The sequence below is a fragment of the uncultured Kriegella sp. genome (assembly GCF_963975415.1).
Classification (GTDB): Bacteria; Bacteroidota; Bacteroidia; order Flavobacteriales; family Flavobacteriaceae; genus Kriegella.
Genome location: NZ_CAXBGN010000001.1, coordinates 238,989 through 261,146, shown reverse-complemented (window position 1 = coordinate 261,146; position 22,158 = coordinate 238,989). Strand labels below are relative to the sequence as shown.

The window sequence follows — 22,158 nt, the reverse complement described above, 5'->3', positions numbered from 1 at the left end:
AGGGGATAATTGTTTATAAACGTAGCAAAAGTATCTAATTTTTTAATAAATATTCAAGTATTGACTGCATCTTATCAATTAAAATGTTGGAATCGTTTATTGAAAAATAAAGGGGAGGTTTAATTTTCAGCACATTGTCGTAAGGTCCGTCTGTACCGATCAAGATATTTTTCTCACGAAGTTGATTTTTAATTTGATAGGCCAATTGGGTATTTGGCTTTCCTTTCCTATCATGCAATTCTATTCCTAAAAAGAGGCCACTTCCCCTCACATCGGCAACCTCAGGATAAATTCTTCCTAATTTTTTCAATTGATCTTTTAGATAATCACCTGTTTTTTTGGCTTGATATTGCAAACTTTCCTCATCAATGACTTCAAGTACCGCCTTCCCTATTGCACATGAAACGGGGTTTCCACCAAAAGAACTAAAAAATTCCATTCCATTGTTAAAACTTTCGGCAATTGCAGTTGTAGTCACCACCGCACCAATTGGATGACCATTGCCCATGGGCTTTCCTAGAATTACCATATCGGGTATCACGTCGTACATTTCATAGCCCCAAAAGCTACCTCCCAAGCGACCGAACCCTACTTGAACTTCGTCACTGATACATATGCCTCCCTGTTCACGAATACCGGCGTATACCTTTTTTAAATATCCTTTGGCCAAGGGCACTTGACCTCCACATCCTACAATCGGTTCTGCTATAAATGCGGCTATTTCATTGCTGTTTTGTGTTATCGCTTTATGTGCTATCTCGGCAAAATGTGTCCCTGCCGTTCCATCATCTTCGTAACCGGACCCAAAAACCTTTGGCATAGGAGTCTCGATGATATATGACCGTTTGCCGGTCCCACCTTTATGATGGTACTTGTAATGGCTGATATCGATACCCATTCGCGTATTGCCGTGATAGCCATGTTCAACGACCATAATTTTGTTTTTTTTCGTGTGTGTTGTGGCCATTCGAATCGCTAAATCGGTGGCCGCACTTCCAGAGTTTACAAAGAAAATTTTGTTCAAATGCGATGGAAACTTGCTCAGCAGCATTTCGCTATAGGCCAAAAGCTCATCGTATATATACCGGGTGTTCGTGTTTAGTCTAGCCATAGTACGCTGACCTGCCCTTACGACTTTTGGGTGACAATGACCCACTAGCATGATGTTGTTATATGCGTCGAGAATGGTATTGCCGTGGGTATCATACATGAATTGAAATGCGGAACGATCCATTTGAATGGGTTTGTCATAGCTTAACGACAAAGTACCGCTGAAATGCGCTTGCCTTCGCTTTAATTGCTTTTTTAGCAATTTTGTGGGTTTTGAAGAAAATCCTGCTGCATTAAGAAAACACGTTGTTGCATGTATTGGATTTATGGACAGCCATTTGCGAAGTAGCGACCATGCCGATCGCTCACTTATTGTAATGTATTCGGAATTTGGTTTTACCGTCTTTGCATAAGCTGAATTGCACACACTAGTACATAAGCGTGCCGCAACTAAATAATATATTGCTTCTATTTCCTGCGCATTCAAAGGAAGAATGTTGTGATACGCTTTTATAACATATGCCGAAATTTTTAAAGGTTCTTCCTTGTTCATCATTACATAGGTTAAAGCGACAACTAATTCATTTATTAACCAAGTATGACTCATGTCACCAAAATCGATGATTCCAGATATATGGTCATTATTTGTCAAGACATTCCAATCATTGGCATCGTTATGAATAAGGCTTTTTCTAAGAAGAAATTGAACAGGGCGGATGTTCTCTTCATACTGCATAAAAAAATAGTCGACCAAGCTCTTGTCTTGCGGGTCTGTGATATATTGTAAGTAAGGGAAATTCTTTGAAAAATGTTGAAGGTCCCATTGCGTTTCCTTTGCTTTTAACGCTGGATTGTAGGTGTTTAAAAGGACTTTGTCCATTTGGCCCAAGAATCGGCCAAAAGATGTTAGAAGGGCAGGGGAATGTTCGACATCTCCTAGAAAAACACCTTCTACAAAAGATAATAATCTAAAAATAAAACCATTTTCAACAATTAAAGGCTCATTCGCAATAGAGGATATCGGTTTGGGGAAATCATATGCTTTTTGTTCGTTTAAGTGCTCTAGAATTTTATTTTCTGAATCAAGGAGCTCTAGAACCTCCGCATCAAACGTGTATTTTTTAAGAACAAAGAGTCCCTTGTCACATTCAATCTTGTAATTTATACTTTCATATCCTTCTAAAGAGGTAATTGAAGCCGTGTCTATTGAAAAGTGCTTTTTTAATATGGCCTTGATCATTCCCTGATTTTTGAGCTGTTTTTCTCTCAAATATAGGGCAATTTAATGGGTGGCCGAGACTTTAAAACAAGAAGAAAAATTTAGAACTGTGAATTATCTAAGTTTCGGATACTCCGAAGGATTGGTCTCGTGGATGATAGCATACACCTTTTCAAAAATATCTTCGGCATTAGGCTTGGAAAAATAATCCCCATCGGTGCCATAAGCAGGCCTATGTGCCTTGGCGGTCAAGGTTTGCGGTGCACTGTCGAGGTATTGATATCCTCCTTGCTTTTCTACAATTTCATTGATCAAATAGGCGGAGCACCCCCCTGGAACATCTTCGTCGATAACCAACAATCTATTTGTTTTTTTGATACTTTTCACAGTATCTCCAGTGATATCAAATGGCAATAAACTTTGTGCATCGATAACCTCGGCGTCGATACCTACTTCAAGCAACTCTTTTGCTACCTGCATTACGATTCGTAGGGTCGAACCGTATGAAACCAAAGTTATGTCGCTACCGACTTTTAGTGTCTCTACGACGCCAATGGGCGTGCAATATGTTCCAAGGTTATTCGGTTTGGGTTCTTTAAGACGATAACCATTTAAACTTTCAATGACCAATGCAGGCTCGTCACTTTTCATCAATGTATTATAAAAACCAGCGGCTTGGGTCATGTTTCTGGGTGATAAAATGTAAATACCCCTTAACGTATGAATAAGGCTACCCATCGGTGAGCCAGAATGCCAAATGCCTTCCAATCGGTGCCCCCTTGTGCGTATTATCAATGGCGCCTTTTGTTTTCCTACGGTTCTATATCTCAAGCAGGCCAAGTCATCGGTCAAAGTAGCCATTGCGTAGAAAATATAATCGAGATATTGAATTTCAGCTATGGGGCGAAGTCCACGCAGTGCCATTCCCACACCTTGGCCAATAATAGTTGTTTCCCGAATACCAGTGTCGGCCACACGTTGTTTTCCGTACTTTTTTTGTAACCCTTCGAGTCCTTGGTTTACATCTCCGATCGCTCCGGTGTCTTCACCAAACACAAGCATTTCTGGGTATTTTGCAAATAATTTATCAAAATTATCACGTATGATAATGCGGCCATCTACTTTCGGCGCATTGGTGTCATAAGAGGGTTCGATGGGGGCAATGGCGGTCGCCCTGTTCGATTCTTCACTATATAGATTTGAACTATAACGCGGTTGGGTCTCTGCTATAAACTGGTCTACCCATTTTATTAATTCTTGTTTTTCAGGGCCATCATGGCCAAGCAAATATCGTAGAGTCTTTCGTGCGGCAACCGCAAGGTCTTTTTTAATAGGCTCATCAATTGCAATGAGGTCATTTTTGATTTTTGCAATAAACTTTTTGTTCGGACTCTTTTCCGAAACTTTATTTATAAGACCTGCCAGTATTTTTTTCTTTGCCTTGTGTGGTTCCAAATATTCGGACCAAGCCTCTTTCTTTGCTGCCCTTACTTTTTTGTTGATCTCTTTTTCAATAGTGCTCAATTTCTCCTCTGTGGCGATTCCGGCTTCAAGTATCCATTCTTTAAAGCGTTTGTTACAGTCGTTTTCCTTTTCCCAGTGTAACCTTTCTTCACTTTTGTAGCGTTCGTGTGAACCTGAGGTCGAATGTCCTTGAGGTTGTGTGAGTTCGGTTACATGAATAATGACTGGTACATGCTCTTCCCTTGCAATATCTGAGGCATTGTCGTAGGCATGCATCAGGGCAGTATAATCCCAACCATTAACTTGCAATAATTCATATCCTTGTTGTTCGTCATTGCGCTGAAATCCACTTAGTATTTCTGAAATGTTTTCTTTTGTCGTATGATATTTGGCAGGAACGGAAATGCCATAGGCATCATCCCAAATACTAATGACCATGGGTACCTGAAGAACACCACCTGCATTTACGGTTTCTAAGAACATGCCCTCACTGGTGCTTCCATTACCAATGGTGCCCCAAGCTACTTCATTTCCATTTCTAGAGAATTTAGAACTATCGATTTCCTTTAAGTGACGATATACTTTTGAAGCCTGGGCCAAGCCTAACAACCTCGGCATTTGACCAGCTGTACAAGAAATATCGGCACTACTGTTTTTTTGCTTCGTCAAATCTCTCCAACTACCATCTTCGTTGAGGCTATAGGTCAAAAAATGCCCGCCCATTTGTCGTCCGGCGCTCATAGGTTCTTTTTCTATTTCCGTAGTGGCGTACAAACCATGAAAAAACTGTTTTGGTGTTAAGAGTCCGAGAGCCATCATAAAGGTTTGGTCTCGATAATAACCGCTTCTAAAATCTCCATCACGAAATGATCGAGCCATTGCCAATTGGGGAAGCTCTTTTCCATCACCGAAAATCCCAAACTTTGCTTTTCCTGTAAGCACTTCTTTTCTGCCTAAGAGACTACAGGTACGACTAAGTACCGCAGTCTCATAGTCTTGCATAATTTGGGTTCTAAAATCTTCAAAGGAAATATCATTACTAGTTTTGGAAGAGATGTCCATACTTTACGATAACGGTTACAAAAAATCTTGTTTTGGGGGCCTAGTATTTTTGTGAAAAACGATTAATTTTCTTGCAAAATTAATAAAATAAAACCTATTTCAATGCCAATAGTTTAGTCAATCTTTATTCGGTCAACTTAATTTTAGGAATTTCTCAAAACCATTTTCTATTAAATAATCCGATTAAAGTTTTTGGACTCAAGGTGACTACAAACCGTATTTTAGTACCATAGTCAGGCTGTGAAACTTCCCATCCATTATTGGAATATACAGGAAGATAAAGCTCAAAATAATCAGTCAATAGGTTTAAGCGAATACCTGAATCGTACACGAATTTTTCACTTTGTCCTTTATTCTTTACAAAACCGATATCACCATATAATTCTATCCATCGCCAAATGTTAGTACTGGTATTAACGGTAGTGATCCAATCATTGGCGAAACGATAGCGCTCATCTAAAAAAGATTTGAAACCACCTTCGGCGATTACTATTTGTTGACTTGAAAGACCAGATTCTTCTGAACGGCCCAAATAGCTATAATCGAATAGATAATCTGTCGGTCTGTCCAAGGCAAAACTGAAAAAGTTCGGATCTGCATAATTTGTGGTCTTGTTTCGCAGAAATTTACCAGCAAAAAATCTCAAATTAAATTGTCGGTTATTGTCGAAAAGCTTTCTGTATTCCCATTCAAATGCCAGTTTTGTGAAATCGCTAGCATGCTGTGCATCTACAAACCAAGTGGAATAATCAATAATATCGTTCTTTGAGTTTATATAGCGTAGATTTAAAACACTGTAATCAGGTGGGGTCTCAAAATCTTCTAGGCTTTCGTCCTTATTTCGAAAAACATTTACATACCTAAAATTAAGTACTTGCCTTTTGTTCGACAGTAAATCGGGAGGGCGCCAAGCAAAGCTAACAGATGGTGTAACGGTAGAATACCGTGAGTTTTCTTGAAAATGGGCCGTAGACCCCCTAAAGGAATAATTCGATACGTACAGGCCGCTTTTGCCATGGTACTTGCGATAGGTAAATTTACCGTAACCAACCAATGCCTTTTCTTTTACAGCGTACGATGGTGCAAAATCGTAGACAAAAGGACGCTCTAATAGAGTTTTATTATAAATGCGCATTCCAGGAGTCCATCCGTCATAAATATTGAATCCCAATACGGGAACATAGAATATCTGATTGTAGTAAGGATCTTCGGCATCTTTGAAAAAGGTAAGTTTTAACTTTTTGTTGCTTGAAAGAAACCCTTTTAAAGATTTCCAATTGTCACGTTGATTGAATTCGGGTATTTTTTGATCATAGTTTAATACCAGCTTGTCTTCATTGTTTTTTGGAATACTAAAAGTTTTGATTGTACCGACGTCGGAAAACCAATATTTTGAGACTATTGAATCGTTACGCAATCCAAAAAGAGAGATGGGGGCATCGATTCCGGTTTTATTCTTTAAAGTCACCTTTAGGGAATCGTCTGTTTTTACTACTTTCTTAATTTTGTAATCAATTCTTTTGTCTGTGGCGATATAGTCGTCAAAAAACCAGTTTATATCTTCTTTGGTCGACCGTTTTAAAATGGATTTAAAATCGATACTCTTCACTTGGCTCAGTTGATAATGCTGATAAAACGATTTAATGCTATTATCTACATTTTCCTTTCCAATATAGTTGGCCAAATAGGAAAGACCGAGACCTGCCTTATATTTGTTGGCTATTTTCTGATTGAACTTTATTAACGAATCGTTCGATGTCAACAACGATTGGTCTAGATTTCTTCGAACCATTAACATGTACAGCATCGGGTACTGTTCGTTAAAATCCATTTTGGCAAGGTGAAAGCTTCGAATTCCCCATACCTTAGACAATTTGCCCAATAGCTTCTGATCGGGGTAATGCTCTTCAACAAAGGATATCATCAGATAGTTGGCAATGGCATCAGACAACCATTGCTCCTTTCTCGGATCTAGATACATAGTTTCTTCGAGGATATTTATCAAGGCAGTTTTAAGAAATTTCATTTCAAATTGAAATTGTTCTTCATAAGGCCTAATAAAAGAAGGTAATTGATTGATACCGTACAGCTTATTTTTCTCATAATCGATTTCACTGACCAAGAGCTTGGTATGGGGGTAAGTTCCTAAGGTTTTGAATATAAAGTTGGTGACTTTATTTATTGAAATACCTTGGGAAACCTTGCCATATTTAGAGGTTTCAATGTCCGTTACCACAGTTAAATGTTCGGTAACGTGGGTGTCGAATCTTTTTTGTGGACTTAAAATTATTTCACAATTCTTTTGTCGTTCTCCGTTTAACTGGGCCTGTTGGTTGCTTGAGAAGGGGGAATTTCCCAACACCCTGAAATTAGAGGCTAGGAAAAGACCAATGGGATAGCTTAAATTAACCGTAGTATTGGTAACGTCAGTGTATAAATCTTCTAGGTTTTTATTGGAGTACAAATGCCATTTGCCGTCGTATACCGCCGGAGTGAGATACCAATCTTTAAGGTAATATTCGCCTCTGGGACCATATCCAAAGGGCGTGAATTTATTTGATGGTAATTTCACAGTGTAGGTGAAGAATATTTTTTGCTCTTCCCCAGGGGAGAGGCTTTTGTTCAGCTGAACTTTGATAATATCTTGGCCCGAAGCCCGTTCCCAGCGAAGTCCCCTATAAGCATTGTCAACAGCACTTACGATTTTAGTATATCCGCGCTCATCATCTTTGGCTAGGTGCAGACTTTTTCGAAACTCTTGGGCAAACCTTTTTGCGAGACCGGTGTTCTTATTGGAGTAAGCATGGGACCAATCGTTGAAGTAAATAGTTTCTAAGACGTCGTCGGATTGATTTTTATAAATAAATTCCTGCTGAATGCTGATTTCTTTTGTCTCACCGTCTAATTTAGCAGTAATGATATTGGTATGCTGGGCAATAGATATGGCCCCACCCACAAAAAATAACAGGGTACGGAGTAAGCCTTGCATGTATATCGTTTGCTTCAATTCGAGGAAATTAAAAATTAGGACTTAGGGAGCGTCCTTTGTAAAAAGAATCAATAATTTCCACAACTTCGTCTGCCGTGTCGACAATTTTAATCAAATCAAGGTCATGGGCGCTGACATTTCCTGCTTCCAACATCGTATTTTTTATCCAGTCAAAAAGGCCTTTCCAAAATTCGGAACCTACTAAAATAATAGGGAATTTTTCAATTTTATTGGTCTGTATGAGCGTGATGGCCTCAAAAAGTTCATCAAGTGTGCCAAATCCGCCAGGCATAACAACAAACCCTTGGGAATATTTTACGAACATCACTTTACGTACAAAAAAGTAGTCGAAATCTAAGCTCTTGTCCCCATCAATGTAAGGGTTGTCGTGCTGTTCAAAGGGTAAATCAATGTTCAGGCCTACCGAAGTTCCTCCGGCCAAATGTGCGCCTTTGTTTCCTGCTTCCATAACTCCTGGTCCTCCTCCGGTTATTATACCATAACCTGCTTCTGCAATACTTTTGGCAATATTTACGGCAAGTTCATAATATTCGTTGCCCTCCTTGGTACGTGCAGATCCAAAAATAGAAACACAGGGACCAATAACGCTCATTTTTTCAAAACCGTTCACAAATTCCCCCATTATCTTAAAAAGGGCCCATGAGTCATTCGTTTTTATTTCATTCCACCCTTTATGATGCTGTTCTTTCCTCATTTGATATATCTTCTGTTTAAAGCTAGGTCTTTCAAATATAAATCCGTTTCTTTTTTTCTTAAATTGACCTTTACGCTTCTATTTTTTGTTTTGGATACAATTCCTTCCTCAAAAACTCTGCCGTATAACTTTTAGGGTCTTCGGCAACTACTTCAGGAGTTCCTTTTGCAACAACTTTACCTCCGCCGCGGCCCCCTTCGTAGCCGATATCGATTATATGATCGACCATTTTTATAACATCCATGTTGTGTTCTATGACCAAAACGGTATTTCCTTTATCAACTAAACGGTTTAAAACTTCCATTAATACCCTGATATCTTCGAAATGCAATCCCGTGGTCGGTTCGTCCAAGATATAAAAAGTATTTCCAGTATCGCGCTTTGATAATTCTGTAGCAAGTTTTACCCTTTGTGCCTCGCCACCGGAAAGCGTTGTGGATTGCTGCCCGAGTGAAATGTATCCCAATCCGACATCTTGTATGGTTTTTAACTTTCGGTATATTTTAGGGATTGGTTCAAAGAATTCGACTGCCTCGTTCATGGTCATTTCCAACACATCTGCAATCGATTTGCCTTTATAACGTATCTCAAGAGTTTCTCTATTAAATCGTTTTCCGTTGCAAGTTTCGCAATCAACATAAACATCGGGCAAGAAATTCATTTCTATAACTCGAAGTCCGCCTCCTTGACATGTTTCGCAGCGTCCTCCTTTCACATTAAAACTGAAACGACCTGGCTTGTAACCCCGAATAGCAGCTTCAGGGGTTTTCGCAAATAAGGCCCGTACTTCACCGAATACCCCGGTATAGGTTGCCGGATTTGAGCGCGGTGTTCGTCCAATAGGTGATTGATTGATGTCGATAACTTTATCAACATGTTCCAAGCCCTTTATTTTTTTATGGGGCATCGGTTTTTTTACCCCGTTAAAATAGTACGCGTTCATAATCGGGTAGAGCGTTTCGTTGATCAAAGTAGATTTTCCACTACCCGAAACCCCGGTAACCCCGATCATCTTTCCCAGGGGAAATTCGACGGTAACGTTTTTCAAATTGTTGCCCGTACAACCGCTAAGTATTATTTTCTTGCCATTTCCCGACCTTCGCTTTGCTGGAACGGGTATTTCTTTTCTACCAGTAATATAATCGGCTGTCAGCGTATGGTGTTGTGGGAGTTCCTGAGGTTTGCCTTCCGAAATAATTTCACCGCCATGTCTACCGGCCCTCGGCCCAATATCGATAACATGGTCGGCCCGTTCAATCATATCGCGATCGTGTTCTACCACAATCACCGAGTTGCCAATATCCCTTAACGCTTCAAGCGACTGAATCAGTCTATTGTTGTCACGTTGATGGAGTCCGATACTGGGTTCATCGAGAATATAGAGAACACCAACGAGTTGCGAACCGATCTGGGTTGCCAATCGAATGCGCTGCGCCTCTCCACCGGATAATGATTTCGAACTTCGATTTAAGGACAGATAATCTAAACCCACATCAAGCAAAAAACGGATTCTTGTATTGATTTCCTTGATTATCTCTTCGGCAATTTTTAATTGGTCGCCTTTCAGCTTTTTATTTAAATCTTCGAAAAAATCAGCCAATTCGGTAATATCAAGATGGGCGAGTTCAGCGATGTTTTTCTCGTATATTTTAAAATTCAATGATTCTTTTCGAAGACGTGAACCTTGGCAAACCGGACAGATCACTTTATCCATGTACTCCTTCGCCCAGCGTTTTATAGAAGTAGATGCCGCTTCTTCAAACTGATTTTTTATAAAATGGGAAATGCCCTCATAATCAATTTTATAAGTTCGTTTTACCCCCAAGGTTTTTGAATCAACCTCAAAACTTTCGTGACCACCGTTCAATAGCACATCGAGTGCGGCCTCTGGAATTTTGGAAACAGGGTCGGTCAGTTCAAATTCATAACGCTGAGCTATGGTTTCGATTTGTTTGAAGGCCCAAGATTTTTTATAGGGACCCAAGGGTGCGATTCCTCCGCCTTTTATGGATAGTTGCTTATCAGGGAAAATCTTTTTTTCATTGACTTCATATACATGGCCCAATCCATTGCAATTCGAACACATACCTTTCGGGGAATTGAAGGAAAAAGTGTTCGGTTCTGGTTTTGGATAAGATATTCCCGTAGTTGGGCACATTAAGTCACGACTAAAGTAGCGCGGTTCAACAGCACCCTCTTCAAGTATCATAAGCACGTCATTACCGCTGTACATGGCCGTATTTATGGTTTCAGTGAGCCGCTTATCCAAATCTTCGCTATCATTCACTTTGAGACGGTCTATAACAATCTCTATATCATGAGTCTTATAACGGTCGACCTTCATACCTTTCACAAGGTCTTTTATTTCTCCGTCAACCCTTACTTTTATAAATCCCTGTTTGGCAATTTGTTCGAATAATTCGCGATAGTGCCCCTTTCTCGATTTGACAATGGGTGCGAGTACATTTATTTTCTTTTCAGAATAGTCGTTCTTGATGAGTTCTTTTATCTGCGCATCACTGTAACTTACCATTTTCTCACCCGTATTATAGCTATAGGCATCACCGGCCCTAGCAAATAATAGCCGTAAAAAATCGTATATTTCGGTTATGGTACCGACAGTCGACCGAGGCGATTTAGAGGTAGTTTTTTGTTCTATGGCAATAACAGGGGAGAGGCCATCTATTTTATCAACATCGGGGCGCTCTAATCCGCCCAGAAATTGACGGGCGTAGGCAGAAAAAGTTTCAATATATCTCCGTTGTCCTTCTGCATATATTGTATCAAAGGCGAGGGATGATTTGCCACTTCCCGAAAGCCCCGTGATAACCACCAGTTTTTCGCGCGGAATGGTAATATCTATGTTTTTGAGATTATGGACACGAGCGCCCTTAACCTCTATATTCTCCTCGTAGTTTATCATTTTTCAAAGCAAAGTTGCAAAGTTACGATTTTGAGGGTTAATAATAAATCGGCGTGTATTTATATCTTTGTTAATTGGTGTGTTAGTTCTAAATTAGTGCCCTTAATTATAAAAATCATGATATGCAGGTTTTAGGCATAGGTTCACGAATCGATCACGCTGAATTCGGTAAAGGCGTAGTTACGAACATTACATCAAAACATTATTGGGTCTCTTTTATTGATAAAGGATTGGAAACAATTCATTTAGATTCTGAATTCGAAGTGATCGAAGCCTTGTATGATGATGTTGATACCGTCAGTTTTTCCGAAGTGGAGCAGTCCCTTATCACTATTTTGAGAAAATGGAGCGATGTCTCTTCGCTTACCCCAATTGCTGATAAATGGAAAAAAGGAAACCTTGTTTTGGAACCTGGCGATCCCAACCTTTCCAACAAGTCTATACCCATAGATACTTTTTTTCATAAAATAGTAATGGTTCGTGATCGTATTCGCGTTATGGAACAAAAAATCAATGCCAGCAAAAATCTGGATGATCAAGAAAAAGTTGATCTTCAGCAGTATATAACCCGGATCTACGGAAGCCTTACGACTTTTAATATACTATTTAAAAATCAGAGTGATCACTTCGTTGGCGACAAATCAAAATGATTAATCTTTCATTATACGTAGTATCCATAACAAAATACAACAAAGAAAGAGGTTGAAAATAATCAAATCGCCTTCTTTTCGCTTAAATATTTCCAATACCGTTTTGGTACGTGCTGTGTATGCAGTTTTTTGTTGATACGACTTTTGATATTAGTGCTTTTAAAGTAATTGTTCCAGAGGGTTTGATAGTCGTACTCGTCTTCTAAGAAACGATCACTTTTTCGAATGCTATTGGTGTATATCTCGGCGACATCAAGCGAAATAAGTTCCATGGATATTCCATTGTAATATAAGCCATATTTGCGTTTTATGTCATAAATAATCCATTGTTGATCAGCGTATCGACTTCGAAAATGTTTACTTATCAATGGTAATACGTTGAAATCAGGCTCGATATTGGCAAAATAAATACCATCTTTGGTCAATTGAAAGCGAACGAAAGCCTCCATACGATGTTTTTCACGCCCTACGCTTTTGGCCAATTGCGAAATCTTAAGTACCGTCGCATCCGAGAAGTCCATATGCAAGGTATTCTTATTGACAAACATTTTTTGAATATAATGTAGCAGCATTAGCTCAATGCCTTTTTTCTCACTTAAAAAAGCGAAATAAATATTCTTAAGGGCTTGTTGATTTTTTGCCTGAATTCCCTTCCAGACCCGTTTGGCTTTATTGTTATTCGTGTAAACCTTCTCGTTATCGGCAAAAAGGGCGTTTTGAATTTCTCCTTCGCGTTGTATACCGGCTACCGTTATTTTTTCCTCATAAACGTTAAAGACGGCCGTTAAAAATCCATTGAAACTACCGTCATAAGTCAGTATTTTAGATTTTCCGAATAGCGAGCCGCTGCCTTTTAGCAAAACATCTATATCATTTCCGATTGTGTTGTAATGTGTCATGAATTGAAAAGTTTAAGTTGTGAACCAATAAGGTCTTTATATTTGCTTTTGGAGTGTTGTAAAATCATTCCTTTAATTTTTTCTGCTGGTAAATCCCTGTACTCCCATTGTCTTGAGTCACAGACAATAAAGTATCGAGAGCGATTGATGGCAATACCTATTTTTTTTAAATGTTCCCAGTTCAACTTTCGAAATTGCCTTGCGCTCAAGATTTTTGAGACCGATTGCATGCCCACACCCGGTATACGGGCCAACATTGATCTGTCGGCGCGATTAATGTCAACAGGAAAAAGATGTAGGTTTCGAAGGGCCCAACCCAGTTTTGGATCGATATCCCTATCCAAGTTTGGATGCTCACTATTTAATAGTTCTTCTACTTTGAATCCGTAAAAGCGCATCAACCAGTCCGTCTGATACAATCTATTCTCACGCAATACAGGCACTTGAGATCCCATAGAGGGCAGGCGGGTATCGTTAGCCACTGGTACGTAACCAGAATAATACACCCTTTTCATTTGATAAGCACCATAATAGTGATTGGCGGTGTACATAATGTCACGGTCCGATTCACCTGTGGCCCCTACAATCATTTGGGTACTTTGACCTGCCGGAGCATATTTGGGGGTAGTTTTTATAATCTTGCGTTCATCATGGTACTTTATAATCTCACTACTTACCTTTCGCATGGGCTTGGTAAAATCTTCATGTTTTTTATCTGGAGCTAAAAGCTTCAAACCTGAAATGGTCGGAATTTCTATGTTTACGGAAAGTCGGTCCGCATAAAGTCCGGCTTCATACATGAGTTCATCAGAAGCATCCGGAATGGATTTCAAATGGATATATCCGTTGAAATTTTCTTCTAACCGAAGTTTTTTGGCTACGGCAATCAAACGCTCCATGGTATAATCAGCATTTTTGAAGATTCCGGAACTTAAAAAAAGACCTTCGATATAGTTTCTCCTATAAAAATTAATAGTAAGGTCAACCACCTCTTGAATTTTAAAAGCAGCCCGCTTAATATCATTGCTCTTCCGCGTTACGCAGTAGGCACAATCGAAAATACAATGATTGGTCAATAGTATTTTTAGCAACGATACACAACGCCCGTCTTCCGTATAACTGTGACAAATGCCCATGGCGCTGCTGTTGCCAAGGCCCTTGTTGGTGTTCTTACGGTTTCTACCGCTACTAGCACAGGAAACGTCATATTTGGCGGCATCGGCCAAGATGTTTAGTTTTTCACGAATACGTTCAAAGGACATATAATTTGTATATAATCCAAAAATATGGAAATATTCCTAATTATGGAAATATTCCAATAAAATTTTGGATATATTCCAGAATGTGTATATTTGGATATGGAAAATGAACTTACACTTAAGCGGTTTATAGATATACGTCGTGATCTGGGATATACACAGGCCGAATTTGCCAAATTGTTGGGTATTTCCAGCACGACTGCCGATATTGAACGTGGTCGTACCAAATTGTCGGGAAAGGTCGTAACGGAACTATTGAAACAGTTTAAGATTAATCCGCTATGGTTATTTGGGGAAAGCGAGCAACAGTATTTGGAAACATCAAGAGTCAGTGTAATTCCTAAAGTGGTTACGGTCGATTCCCAAGAAAGGGATAATATGGTGTTGGTAAACGCAAAAGCAGCGGCGGGTTATCCGCAGAATATTCAAGATACTAGTTGGTATCAACAATTGCCGGCCTTTGATTTCCCAATACCGGAATTCCGTAATGCCACATATCGCGGCTTTCAAGTTGAAGGGGATAGCATGTTGCCCAATTTAAAACCGGGGGAATGGGTCTTGGCCAAGGCCGTGGAAAATATTGACGAGGTCAACCCGAACAAGATGTATGTGGTGGTGCTTCAAGATGCCGTTTTGGTCAAAAAAATCGAAAGACGCCCGAATTCTAATAATGTAACATTAATTTCCTTGAACGAGACCTATCCTCCTTATGAAATTAAACCGTTTCAGATTCAGGAAATTTGGCAGGTTAGTAGTAAAATTACTTTTGGAGTAGATGCAACTACCGAAAAGGGATTATTACGGCAGCTACAGGAATCTATGGAAGAGTTAAAAAGCCAATTAAAACCTAATTAGGGCTGATTACCCTACTTTTAAAGTATAAAGTCCGCTGTTTTTCAGTTGAAAACCTAGACTTTTATAAAGAGTAATAGCAGGAAGTCGATGATGGCCCGAAAATAAGAGTATTTCATTCAGTTGTTGTTTTTTTCCTTCTTCCAATAATTTTAGCATCAGTTTTTTTCCTATTCCCTTGCCGCGATGATTGGCTGAGACAATAACATCCTCAACCATTCCTTTGTGTCCTGAAATCACTTTGTAAGTAGCCATTGCAGCCATTCCGATGAGTTCATCACCTTCCCTACAAACAGCAAAAACGATAGTATTGTCCGGCACCAGCACCTTATCGATAATCAACTGACTTATTTCAGAATTGAGTTGGTTGAAAAGAGACCTAATCTGTTGTGCAATGGATGGGGTTAAGCTCGATTTTTGAAGTATTTCAATGGTCATAATGACTTTTTTAAATTAGACTATGATTTGCCTGAGTACTACATACTACCGTGAGGTTTTTGTATTTCTCCTTTTTGTCGTTACCCAAACCTTTAATAACCGACTGCCGTATCGTCACCGCGATGGTCGGCTCCGCCTTCAAGACGACCATCGGGTAGTACGCGAATAGCGTCTACCTTGCCTATAATTGGGGTGCGATTTTCGTTAATGATATAATTTTTATCCTTAAGCTCCTGAATTAGAGTTGGCGAAAATCCTTTGGGCTCGAAGATGACCACATCAGGGAGCCATTGATGATGAAAACGTGGTGCGTTTACGGCATCTTGCATACTCATATTGAACTCATAAGCATTGAGTATGGTCTGAGCAACCGCGGTAATGATCGTTGAACCTCCCGGAGTACCCACAACAAGCCAAAGTTTTCCTTCTTTTTCTACAATGGTTGGGGTCATACTGCTCAACATACGTTTTTCGGGAGCAATGCTATTCGCCTCTGCACCGACCAGTCCGAACATATTGGGTACACCCGATTTTGCACTAAAGTCATCCATTTCATTGTTAAGAAAAAAACCAAGTTCATTGGAATATAGCTTAGAGCCATAACCCCCATTTATGGTAGTAGTGGCCGAAACCGCATTTCCGCTAGCATCAATAATGGAGTAGTGGGTAGTCTCCATACTTTCCAATACTTCTACTTGACCATGTGCCACTGCCGAGGATGCCGTTGCTTGGTCAAATGAAAAATTCTGCATACGTTCTTTTAAATAGTTTTCGCTCAACAATTCTTTCAATGGAATAGTTACAAAATCAGGATCTCCCAAAAAATAGTTGCGATCGGCATAGGCCCTTCTTGAAGCTTCCGTGAACAACTGTATGGCCTTGGTAGAATTATGTTCGAATTCCGAAATATCAAACGGTTCGATCATTTTTAGAATTTGGTTGATTGTAAAACCTCCGCTACTCGGCGGACTCATGGAGATCAATTTTAAATCTTTATAATTGAAAACAATCGGGTCCCTCCATTTGGCCTCATAGCTTTCAAGGTCTTTTTCTGTAATATAGCCGCCTTTTTTTTGAACAAATGCGGCAAGTTTTTTTGCTGTTTTACCTTTGTAAAATCCATCACGCCCCTTCTCGGCAATACGCTTCAAAGTATTGGCCAAGACTTCATATTTAATGGTGTCACCGGCCTGACAAGCAATCGGAAATGCAAGACTGTCACCGTTTACCTCTAACATAACCTCTCGATAACTTTCCAAGCGTGCAGCTTGCTTTTGGGTAACAACTACCCCTTTTTCCGCTAATTGTATCACAGGGGCCAATAGGTCACTGAAGGGTAAACTTCCAAATTTTTTATGTACTTCATAAACTCCAGCCACAGTTCCCGGAACTCCGACAGCAGTAGCCCCTTTTGTACTCATACCGGGGATTACATTCCCTAACGAGTCGAGATACATGTCTCTATGCGCCGACAAAGGAGCTTTTTCCCGATAATCTAAACTGCCGACTTCCCCATTCGATTTTCTGTACACCATGAATCCGCCACCACCCAGATTCCCTGCAAAAGGGTAGGCAACCGCAAGGGCCATTTCGGTAGCCACCATGGCGTCAAAAGCATTGCCTCCTTTTTTTAAGATTTCCGTTCCGATTCTTGAGGCTTCCTCACGGGCCGAAACGACCATGGCTTTTTCGGTTACCAATCCCGTTGGTGCTGCAGGTTTTGTTTTACAGTTTACAAATAGAATGAATAGAAAAATTAGAATGGTTATTCGCATAGTGAGATATACTTTTGTTTGGAAAAAACGGTTAGTTCTTCAAAAAAGGAGGTAAATTCCGATTCAAATTTATCATAATGCTCCTCAAGATCAACTATGGCAAAATTCATTTTTGACCGATTTTTGGTTCTTCTGTTCATGCCTTCCAAAACGCGGGCTATTCCTTCCAACTTTGCATAACTTAAAATCCAATTGTCGGTAATCATATAAGGCATCATTCGTTGTACGTTTAGGGGAAGTATAGCTAAATTGTCTTCCAGTAAATCATAAAAATTATCCACAAAAATAGGCAAGGGCACCGCCGAATAATTGGCCCAATTCTTAGCGAGAAAATGATCATAAAAAATATCAACTATGACTCCGCTATAATGACTGTAATTTTTGTGAAGTCGTTTGGTGCTTTTGCGTACCGTAGGGTGGGCATCGGTAAATGTATCTATTGCACGATGTAATATAATTCCTTTTTGAACCGGTATAGGCAAGTGCTTATACTTTTTACCACGTATACTATCGGCAATAAAATTTCCAATTGTTACTTCGGCATGGTCAAATGATAAAAAAATATGCGCCAAATAGTTCATAAAAAATGAAAATTTAAATTTCGAAATTACTAATAAGTAACTTAAGGTTAACCTTAGACCTGTATATTTGCAAAAACTTTTCAAATACATGACACTTATAAAATCGATATCAGGTATACGCGGAACAATTGGAGGGAAAACCAACGACAACCTTACACCAATAGACACCGTTAAATTTGCGGCCGCCTACGGCAGTTGGCTGAAAAATTATTCGAATAAAGAAAAATTAAAAGTGGTTGTCGGTCGTGATGCACGACTTTCGGGGGAAATGATTCAGAATTTGGTGGTTTCAACCTTAGTCGGTCTCGGTATTGAAGTAGTCGATTTAGATTTATCGACAACGCCCACAGTAGAGATTGCAGTGCCCTTGGAAAATGCAGATGGGGGTATAATATTGACGGCGAGCCATAACCCAAAGCAATGGAATGCCTTAAAGCTTTTAAACGAAAAAGGAGAGTTTTTAGATGCTTCCCAAGGAGCCGCAATTCTCGAAATAGCCGAAAAGGAGGCGTTTGATTTTGCGGAAGTGGATGATTTGGGTTCAACAACAAAGAACGATGCCTACATCGACATACATATTGATGAAGTTTTAAACCTTTCTTTGGTAGATGCCGAAACGATTAAAAAAGCCAAGTTCAAGGTTGTTGTGGATGCCGTGAATTCAACCGGGGGAATTGCAATTCCGAAGTTATTGGAGGCTTTGGATGTAGAAGTGGTAAAATTGTATTGTGACCCGACCGGACATTTTCCACACAACCCCGAACCTTTAAAAGAACATTTAGGGGATATTTGTGACTTGGTCATTAAAGAAAAAGCTGATTTCGGAATTGTTGTCGACCCCGATGTCGACCGTTTGGCTTTTATTACGAACGATGGCGAAATGTTCGGGGAAGAATATACCTTGGTGGCTTGTGCCGATTATGTATTAGGAAAAACAAAAGGAAATACGGTCTCGAACCTATCATCGTCAAGAGCTTTACGAGACATTACCGAAAAACATGGGGGAACTTATGAAGCTTCTGCGGTAGGAGAGGTGAACGTAGTCACTAAAATGAAAGAAAATCGGGCTATTATTGGCGGTGAAGGTAATGGAGGTATTATCTACCCTGAAAGTCATTATGGGCGCGATTCGCTGGTCGGCACTGCTTTATTCCTTATGTTAATGGCCGAACGCGGAGGCACGGTTAGGGATTTACGCGATAGTTACCCCAGTTACTTTATGAGTAAAAAGAAGATCCAACTAACACCTGGTTTAGATGTAGATGGTATTTTGAAGGCTATGGCCGAAAAGTATAAAAATGAGGATATCACTACCATCGATGGTGTTAAAATTGACTTTCCTGAGAATTGGGTGCATTTGAGAAAATCAAATACGGAGCCCATTATTAGAATTTATACAGAAGCAAAGAGTCAATCGGAAGCCGATAACTTGGCAGATAGGATTATTGAAGAAATAAAGACTGTTGCTGGCCTATAAATTTAGTATTGGAAAATGAGAAAACTATTGATCGTTCTTTTTATTGGCCTGACCATGAAGGTAAGTCAGGCTCAATCGGACACTTTAAGGGTAATGAGTTTTAATATTCTTCACGGGGCTACCGTGAAGAACGATTTTAATTTGGATACGATTGCCGGAGTTATAAATTCGTATTCCCCTGATCTTGTCGCACTTCAAGAGGTGGATTTTAAAACAAATAGGGCCAAAAACTATGATTTGCCTACTGAATTGGGATATCGTACACAAATGGCTTCTTTATTCGCTAGGGCCATGTATTATGATGGTGGGGAATATGGAGAAGGAGTGCTCTCGAAATATAGCTTTATCAGTACAGAGAATATTGCCCTTCCGCATTTACCGAATTCAGAACCAAGGGCAGCTGCCGTAGTGCGGGTCAAAACAAAAAATGGTAATATCATTCAGTTTGTGGGTACTCACTTAGATCACCAAAAAGATGAGAAAGATAGAATGATGCAGGCCAATGCTCTGGTAAAACAGTTGGGAGAATCAAAATACCCCACATTGCTTTTAGGAGATTTGAATGCTACTCCTGAAAGCGAAACCATCAACATTATTACAAAAGCTTTTACTAAATCGACCATTTCGGAAGCGCAACAAGGAACATACCCTTCAACAGGACCCCATAAAAAAATTGATTATATTCTATACAACCAGCCAAAACATTGGAAAATGTTGGAATATAAGGTACTGTGTGAGAATTATGCCAGCGATCACTGTATCGTAATGGCTACTTTGGTTTTTACACCTTGACTTTGACTTTTTGGGAATTGAAATAGTCGGTCCGTACGACTTTAGCAGTTTTATGGTCACCAGTATGGTGCCAACCTGGGGGCATTACAAGGTAAAGTAATTTGTTTTTGATTCCTGGGGCATGCCATACATCTTTGGCTAGTGCTACTATTTCACCAAAATAGACATCCATAAAATTTCCCGAATTCATTTCGCGTGTAATGCCATATTCGATTTTTACATCTTCTTGTTCTTCTTGATAGGTTCGAAAAACCCGATCCCATATATTTAATAGGTTACAGAAATTGGTGTCCATGTAAAGTGGATTTTTGGCATGGTGCACCCTATGGTGTGAAGGTGTAAGTATATACTTTTCTAAAAATCCGAACCGACCATTTTTCATTAAGTTTTCGCCCACGTGAATAAAAGCACCGTAGGTTCCATCAATGAACATGATAACAAAGAGCATGGTAGGTTCAATGCCTGCCAATATGCAAACTGTGGTTCTGATGGTATCTGCATAGGGGGCCTCAAGAAAAAAGTGGGCATAGGTTACCGATAGGTTCATTTCTTCGGGCGCATGATGTGTAGAATGCAGACACCAAAACAAGCGAACCTTGTGGCCCCAGTAATGATATAAAAAATGACCAAACTCCCATACGATATAGCCATATATAAACCAATACCAGGTAAAACTGGTCTGAAAAGGTGCCAGTGGTTGAAAGAAACCAATAATCCAAGTAACCATGGCAATGGCAATGAAACGGCCAACAACCCGATTAAATATATAAATAAGGAAATTGACCTTATATACTTTGGAGTGGGGTTTTTTGTAAATTAGACCTAGTGTCAACTCTAATAGCACCAAGAAAGGAATAATAGGGAATATAAATGCTGTGAACCCCTCATAGGTTCTTAATGCAGCAAAGTTTCCGGTCCTTAAAATTTCCCATGCCTGGGAAATTCCTAAAAACCCGATTACTTCTTGGTAAATTGTTTCGAGAATTTCCATAAAATAGGTGACAATATAGCTTTTTTTTTAAATCCGGAGAAAAATGGCCAGTTCGAGCTTGAACTGAAACCATGGGATTACTTCGGTGATTTAAACTTTTCAGGAACTTTATCCCTGTGTTTCCACCGCCTATGCGTCCATAGGTAATGCTCCGGTCTTTCCCGAATCTGTTGCTCGGTCAAGCGAAGAAATCGGTCGGTAATTTCATTTTTCTCAGTATTTTTTCCCTCGAGGGTAATTGGAATAAATGTTGCTTGATAATAACCTCGCTTCACTTTTGAGACTTTTAAGAATACCACGGCCAAATTCAATTTACGGGCAAGGGATTCCGCACCATTATAAATTGGAACGGTAACCCCCATAAATTCACTCCAATATTGAGCACGGCTTACCTGTGGTGATTGGTCGCTTACCATTCCGTAACCCGACTTGATTCCGTTTTTTTTATTCCTTATTACCGTTTTAGGGGTTTCTGAGGTGGTAATCAACGTGGTATTCCAACGGGCCCTGACCTTTTTGATAAAGGCATCGAAGTATTTGTTGCCTATCTTTTGGTATACGGCATAGCCTTTGGTATCAACATAGTTGTTAATGCTGACGTTCCACTCCCAATTTGCATAATGGGCACAAACGACAAGAACTGTTTTTTCTTTCTCGATTTCTTGAAATTCTTCCAAGTTTGTTAAATGGTATCTTTTTTTTACTTCTGCTTTTGACAGATTCATAGTTTTTACCATTTCCAAAAACATATCGCACATATGTTTGTAAAACTTTTTTTGGATTTCCTTTATTTCATCTAGTGATTTTTCAGGAAAAACCAACACCAAATTGGCCTGTACTACTTCTTTTCGATAACCTACAACATGATAGACCATGAAGAAAACAAAATCTGAAAAGCCGTAGAACATACGATGGGGTAGTATCGAAATGAGCCATAAGAGCGGATAAACCAAGATAAAAACGAGTAGCTGCATGTAATCATTTATACTGGGCAAATATAGCTATATTTGGTACCAAAAATA

16 protein-coding genes are annotated in these 22,158 nt (G+C 39.5%); 4 read left to right on the top strand and 12 right to left on the bottom strand.

Annotation, left to right across the window (positions count from 1 at the left end; all coding sequences use genetic code 11):
* Nucleotides 1-34: 34 nt before the first annotated feature.
* The 5 genes from AACZ88_RS01100 to uvrA form a co-directional block, all read right to left on the bottom strand.
* Nucleotides 35-2,320, bottom strand: a complete 2,286-nt coding sequence (locus tag AACZ88_RS01100; RefSeq protein WP_339704929.1) for an aminotransferase class III-fold pyridoxal phosphate-dependent enzyme — start codon at nt 2,318-2,320, stop codon at nt 35-37.
* 63 nt (nt 2,321-2,383) lie between these two features.
* The gene (locus AACZ88_RS01095) at nt 2,384-4,795 is read right to left on the bottom strand and encodes a thiamine pyrophosphate-dependent enzyme (protein ID WP_339704926.1); all 2,412 of its coding nucleotides are present in this window, start codon (nt 4,793-4,795) and stop codon (nt 2,384-2,386) included.
* Nucleotides 4,796-4,949: 154 nt separating this feature from the next.
* Nucleotides 4,950-7,784, bottom strand: a complete 2,835-nt coding sequence (locus tag AACZ88_RS01090) for a metalloprotease (protein WP_339704923.1) — start codon at nt 7,782-7,784, stop codon at nt 4,950-4,952.
* Nucleotides 7,785-7,812: 28 nt separating this feature from the next.
* A complete protein-coding gene (locus tag AACZ88_RS01085) occupies nt 7,813-8,499 on the bottom strand; it encodes a TIGR00730 family Rossman fold protein (protein WP_339704920.1) in 687 nt (228 codons plus the stop codon).
* 70 nt (nt 8,500-8,569) lie between these two features.
* Nucleotides 8,570-11,422, bottom strand: a complete 2,853-nt coding sequence (gene uvrA, locus AACZ88_RS01080; RefSeq protein ID WP_339704917.1) for an excinuclease ABC subunit UvrA — start codon at nt 11,420-11,422, stop codon at nt 8,570-8,572.
* Nucleotides 11,423-11,544: 122 nt separating this feature from the next.
* Between uvrA and AACZ88_RS01075 the strand changes: the two genes are divergently transcribed.
* The gene (locus AACZ88_RS01075) at nt 11,545-12,072 is read left to right on the top strand and encodes a hypothetical protein (protein WP_339704915.1); all 528 of its coding nucleotides are present in this window, start codon (nt 11,545-11,547) and stop codon (nt 12,070-12,072) included.
* Between the two features lie 62 nt (nt 12,073-12,134).
* On the opposite strand, the gene AACZ88_RS01070 is transcribed toward AACZ88_RS01075, so the two are convergent.
* Nucleotides 12,135-12,971, bottom strand: a complete 837-nt coding sequence (locus tag AACZ88_RS01070; RefSeq protein WP_339704913.1) for a TIGR03915 family putative DNA repair protein — start codon at nt 12,969-12,971, stop codon at nt 12,135-12,137.
* Nucleotides 12,968-14,233 (bottom strand): putative DNA modification/repair radical SAM protein, encoded by a 1,266-nt coding sequence (locus AACZ88_RS01065; RefSeq protein ID WP_339704910.1) that lies wholly within the window; start codon nt 14,231-14,233, stop codon nt 12,968-12,970. The genes AACZ88_RS01070 and AACZ88_RS01065 overlap by 4 nt, the downstream gene beginning before the upstream one ends.
* Nucleotides 14,234-14,329: 96 nt before the next feature.
* Here AACZ88_RS01065 and AACZ88_RS01060 point away from each other — a divergent pair, with 96 nt between their 5' ends.
* Nucleotides 14,330-15,085, top strand: coding sequence for a S24 family peptidase (locus AACZ88_RS01060; RefSeq protein ID WP_339704907.1), 756 nt, complete (start codon nt 14,330-14,332; stop codon nt 15,083-15,085).
* 6 nt (nt 15,086-15,091) lie between these two features.
* Here the strand turns inward: AACZ88_RS01060 and AACZ88_RS01055 are convergent, their stop codons facing one another.
* The 3 genes from AACZ88_RS01055 to AACZ88_RS01045 all read right to left on the bottom strand — a co-directional run bounded on the left by AACZ88_RS01055 (nt 15,092) and on the right by AACZ88_RS01045 (nt 17,876).
* Nucleotides 15,092-15,520 (bottom strand): GNAT family N-acetyltransferase, encoded by a 429-nt coding sequence (locus AACZ88_RS01055; RefSeq protein WP_339704904.1) that lies wholly within the window; start codon nt 15,518-15,520, stop codon nt 15,092-15,094.
* A 92-nt stretch (nt 15,521-15,612) separates the two neighbouring features.
* Nucleotides 15,613-17,295: a gamma-glutamyltransferase gene (gene ggt / locus AACZ88_RS01050; RefSeq protein ID WP_339704902.1), complete on the bottom strand. Its 1,683-nt coding sequence runs from the start codon at nt 17,293-17,295 to the stop codon at nt 15,613-15,615.
* Nucleotides 17,286-17,876 carry an acyl carrier protein phosphodiesterase gene (locus AACZ88_RS01045; RefSeq protein ID WP_339704899.1) on the bottom strand — a complete coding sequence of 197 codons (591 nt, stop codon included), beginning with the start codon at nt 17,874-17,876 and terminating at the stop codon, nt 17,286-17,288. Before AACZ88_RS01045 ends, ggt begins: the two co-directional genes overlap by 10 nt.
* A gap of 88 nt (nt 17,877-17,964) precedes the next feature.
* Between AACZ88_RS01045 and glmM the strand changes: the two genes are divergently transcribed.
* Together glmM and AACZ88_RS01035 are read left to right on the top strand one after the other, a co-directional pair.
* On the top strand, nt 17,965-19,353 hold the full coding sequence (gene glmM / locus AACZ88_RS01040) for a phosphoglucosamine mutase (RefSeq protein ID WP_339704896.1): 1,389 nt from the start codon (nt 17,965-17,967) through the stop codon (nt 19,351-19,353).
* Between the two features lie 15 nt (nt 19,354-19,368).
* Complete coding sequence (locus AACZ88_RS01035) at nt 19,369-20,145, top strand: endonuclease/exonuclease/phosphatase family protein (RefSeq protein ID WP_339704893.1); 777 nt, start codon at nt 19,369-19,371, stop codon at nt 20,143-20,145.
* On the opposite strand, the gene AACZ88_RS01030 is transcribed toward AACZ88_RS01035, so the two are convergent.
* Both AACZ88_RS01030 and AACZ88_RS01025 read right to left on the bottom strand, forming a co-directional pair.
* Nucleotides 20,135-21,136: a sterol desaturase family protein gene (locus AACZ88_RS01030; protein ID WP_339704890.1), complete on the bottom strand. Its 1,002-nt coding sequence runs from the start codon at nt 21,134-21,136 to the stop codon at nt 20,135-20,137. The two genes, AACZ88_RS01035 and AACZ88_RS01030, sit on opposite strands and share 11 nt — an antisense overlap.
* Before the next feature lie 77 nt (nt 21,137-21,213).
* Nucleotides 21,214-22,110 carry a lysophospholipid acyltransferase family protein gene (locus AACZ88_RS01025; protein ID WP_339704887.1) on the bottom strand — a complete coding sequence of 299 codons (897 nt, stop codon included), beginning with the start codon at nt 22,108-22,110 and terminating at the stop codon, nt 21,214-21,216.
* Nucleotides 22,111-22,158 lie beyond the last annotated feature (48 nt).

Excerpts from the sequence above, each read along its gene's own strand:
- AACZ88_RS01095 (WP_339704926.1), bottom strand. The coding sequence starts at position 4,795 with ATGGACATCTCTTCCAAAACTAGTAATGATATTTCCTTTGAAGATTTT.
- AACZ88_RS01090 (WP_339704923.1), bottom strand. The coding sequence starts at position 7,784 with ATGCAAGGCTTACTCCGTACCCTGTTATTTTTTGTGGGTGGGGCCATA.
- AACZ88_RS01085 (WP_339704920.1), bottom strand. The coding sequence starts at position 8,499 with ATGAGGAAAGAACAGCATCATAAAGGGTGGAATGAAATAAAAACGAAT.
- uvrA (WP_339704917.1), bottom strand. The coding sequence starts at position 11,422 with ATGATAAACTACGAGGAGAATATAGAGGTTAAGGGCGCTCGTGTCCAT.
- AACZ88_RS01075 (WP_339704915.1), top strand. The coding sequence starts at position 11,545 with ATGCAGGTTTTAGGCATAGGTTCACGAATCGATCACGCTGAATTCGGT.
- AACZ88_RS01070 (WP_339704913.1), bottom strand. The coding sequence starts at position 12,971 with ATGACACATTACAACACAATCGGAAATGATATAGATGTTTTGCTAAAA.
- AACZ88_RS01065 (WP_339704910.1), bottom strand. The coding sequence starts at position 14,233 with ATGTCCTTTGAACGTATTCGTGAAAAACTAAACATCTTGGCCGATGCC.
- AACZ88_RS01060 (WP_339704907.1), top strand. The coding sequence starts at position 14,330 with ATGGAAAATGAACTTACACTTAAGCGGTTTATAGATATACGTCGTGAT.
- AACZ88_RS01055 (WP_339704904.1), bottom strand. The coding sequence starts at position 15,520 with ATGACCATTGAAATACTTCAAAAATCGAGCTTAACCCCATCCATTGCA.
- ggt (WP_339704902.1), bottom strand. The coding sequence starts at position 17,295 with ATGCGAATAACCATTCTAATTTTTCTATTCATTCTATTTGTAAACTGT.
- AACZ88_RS01045 (WP_339704899.1), bottom strand. The coding sequence starts at position 17,876 with ATGAACTATTTGGCGCATATTTTTTTATCATTTGACCATGCCGAAGTA.
- glmM (WP_339704896.1), top strand. The coding sequence starts at position 17,965 with ATGACACTTATAAAATCGATATCAGGTATACGCGGAACAATTGGAGGG.
- AACZ88_RS01035 (WP_339704893.1), top strand. The coding sequence starts at position 19,369 with ATGAGAAAACTATTGATCGTTCTTTTTATTGGCCTGACCATGAAGGTA.
- AACZ88_RS01030 (WP_339704890.1), bottom strand. The coding sequence starts at position 21,136 with ATGGAAATTCTCGAAACAATTTACCAAGAAGTAATCGGGTTTTTAGGA.
- AACZ88_RS01025 (WP_339704887.1), bottom strand. The coding sequence starts at position 22,110 with ATGCAGCTACTCGTTTTTATCTTGGTTTATCCGCTCTTATGGCTCATT.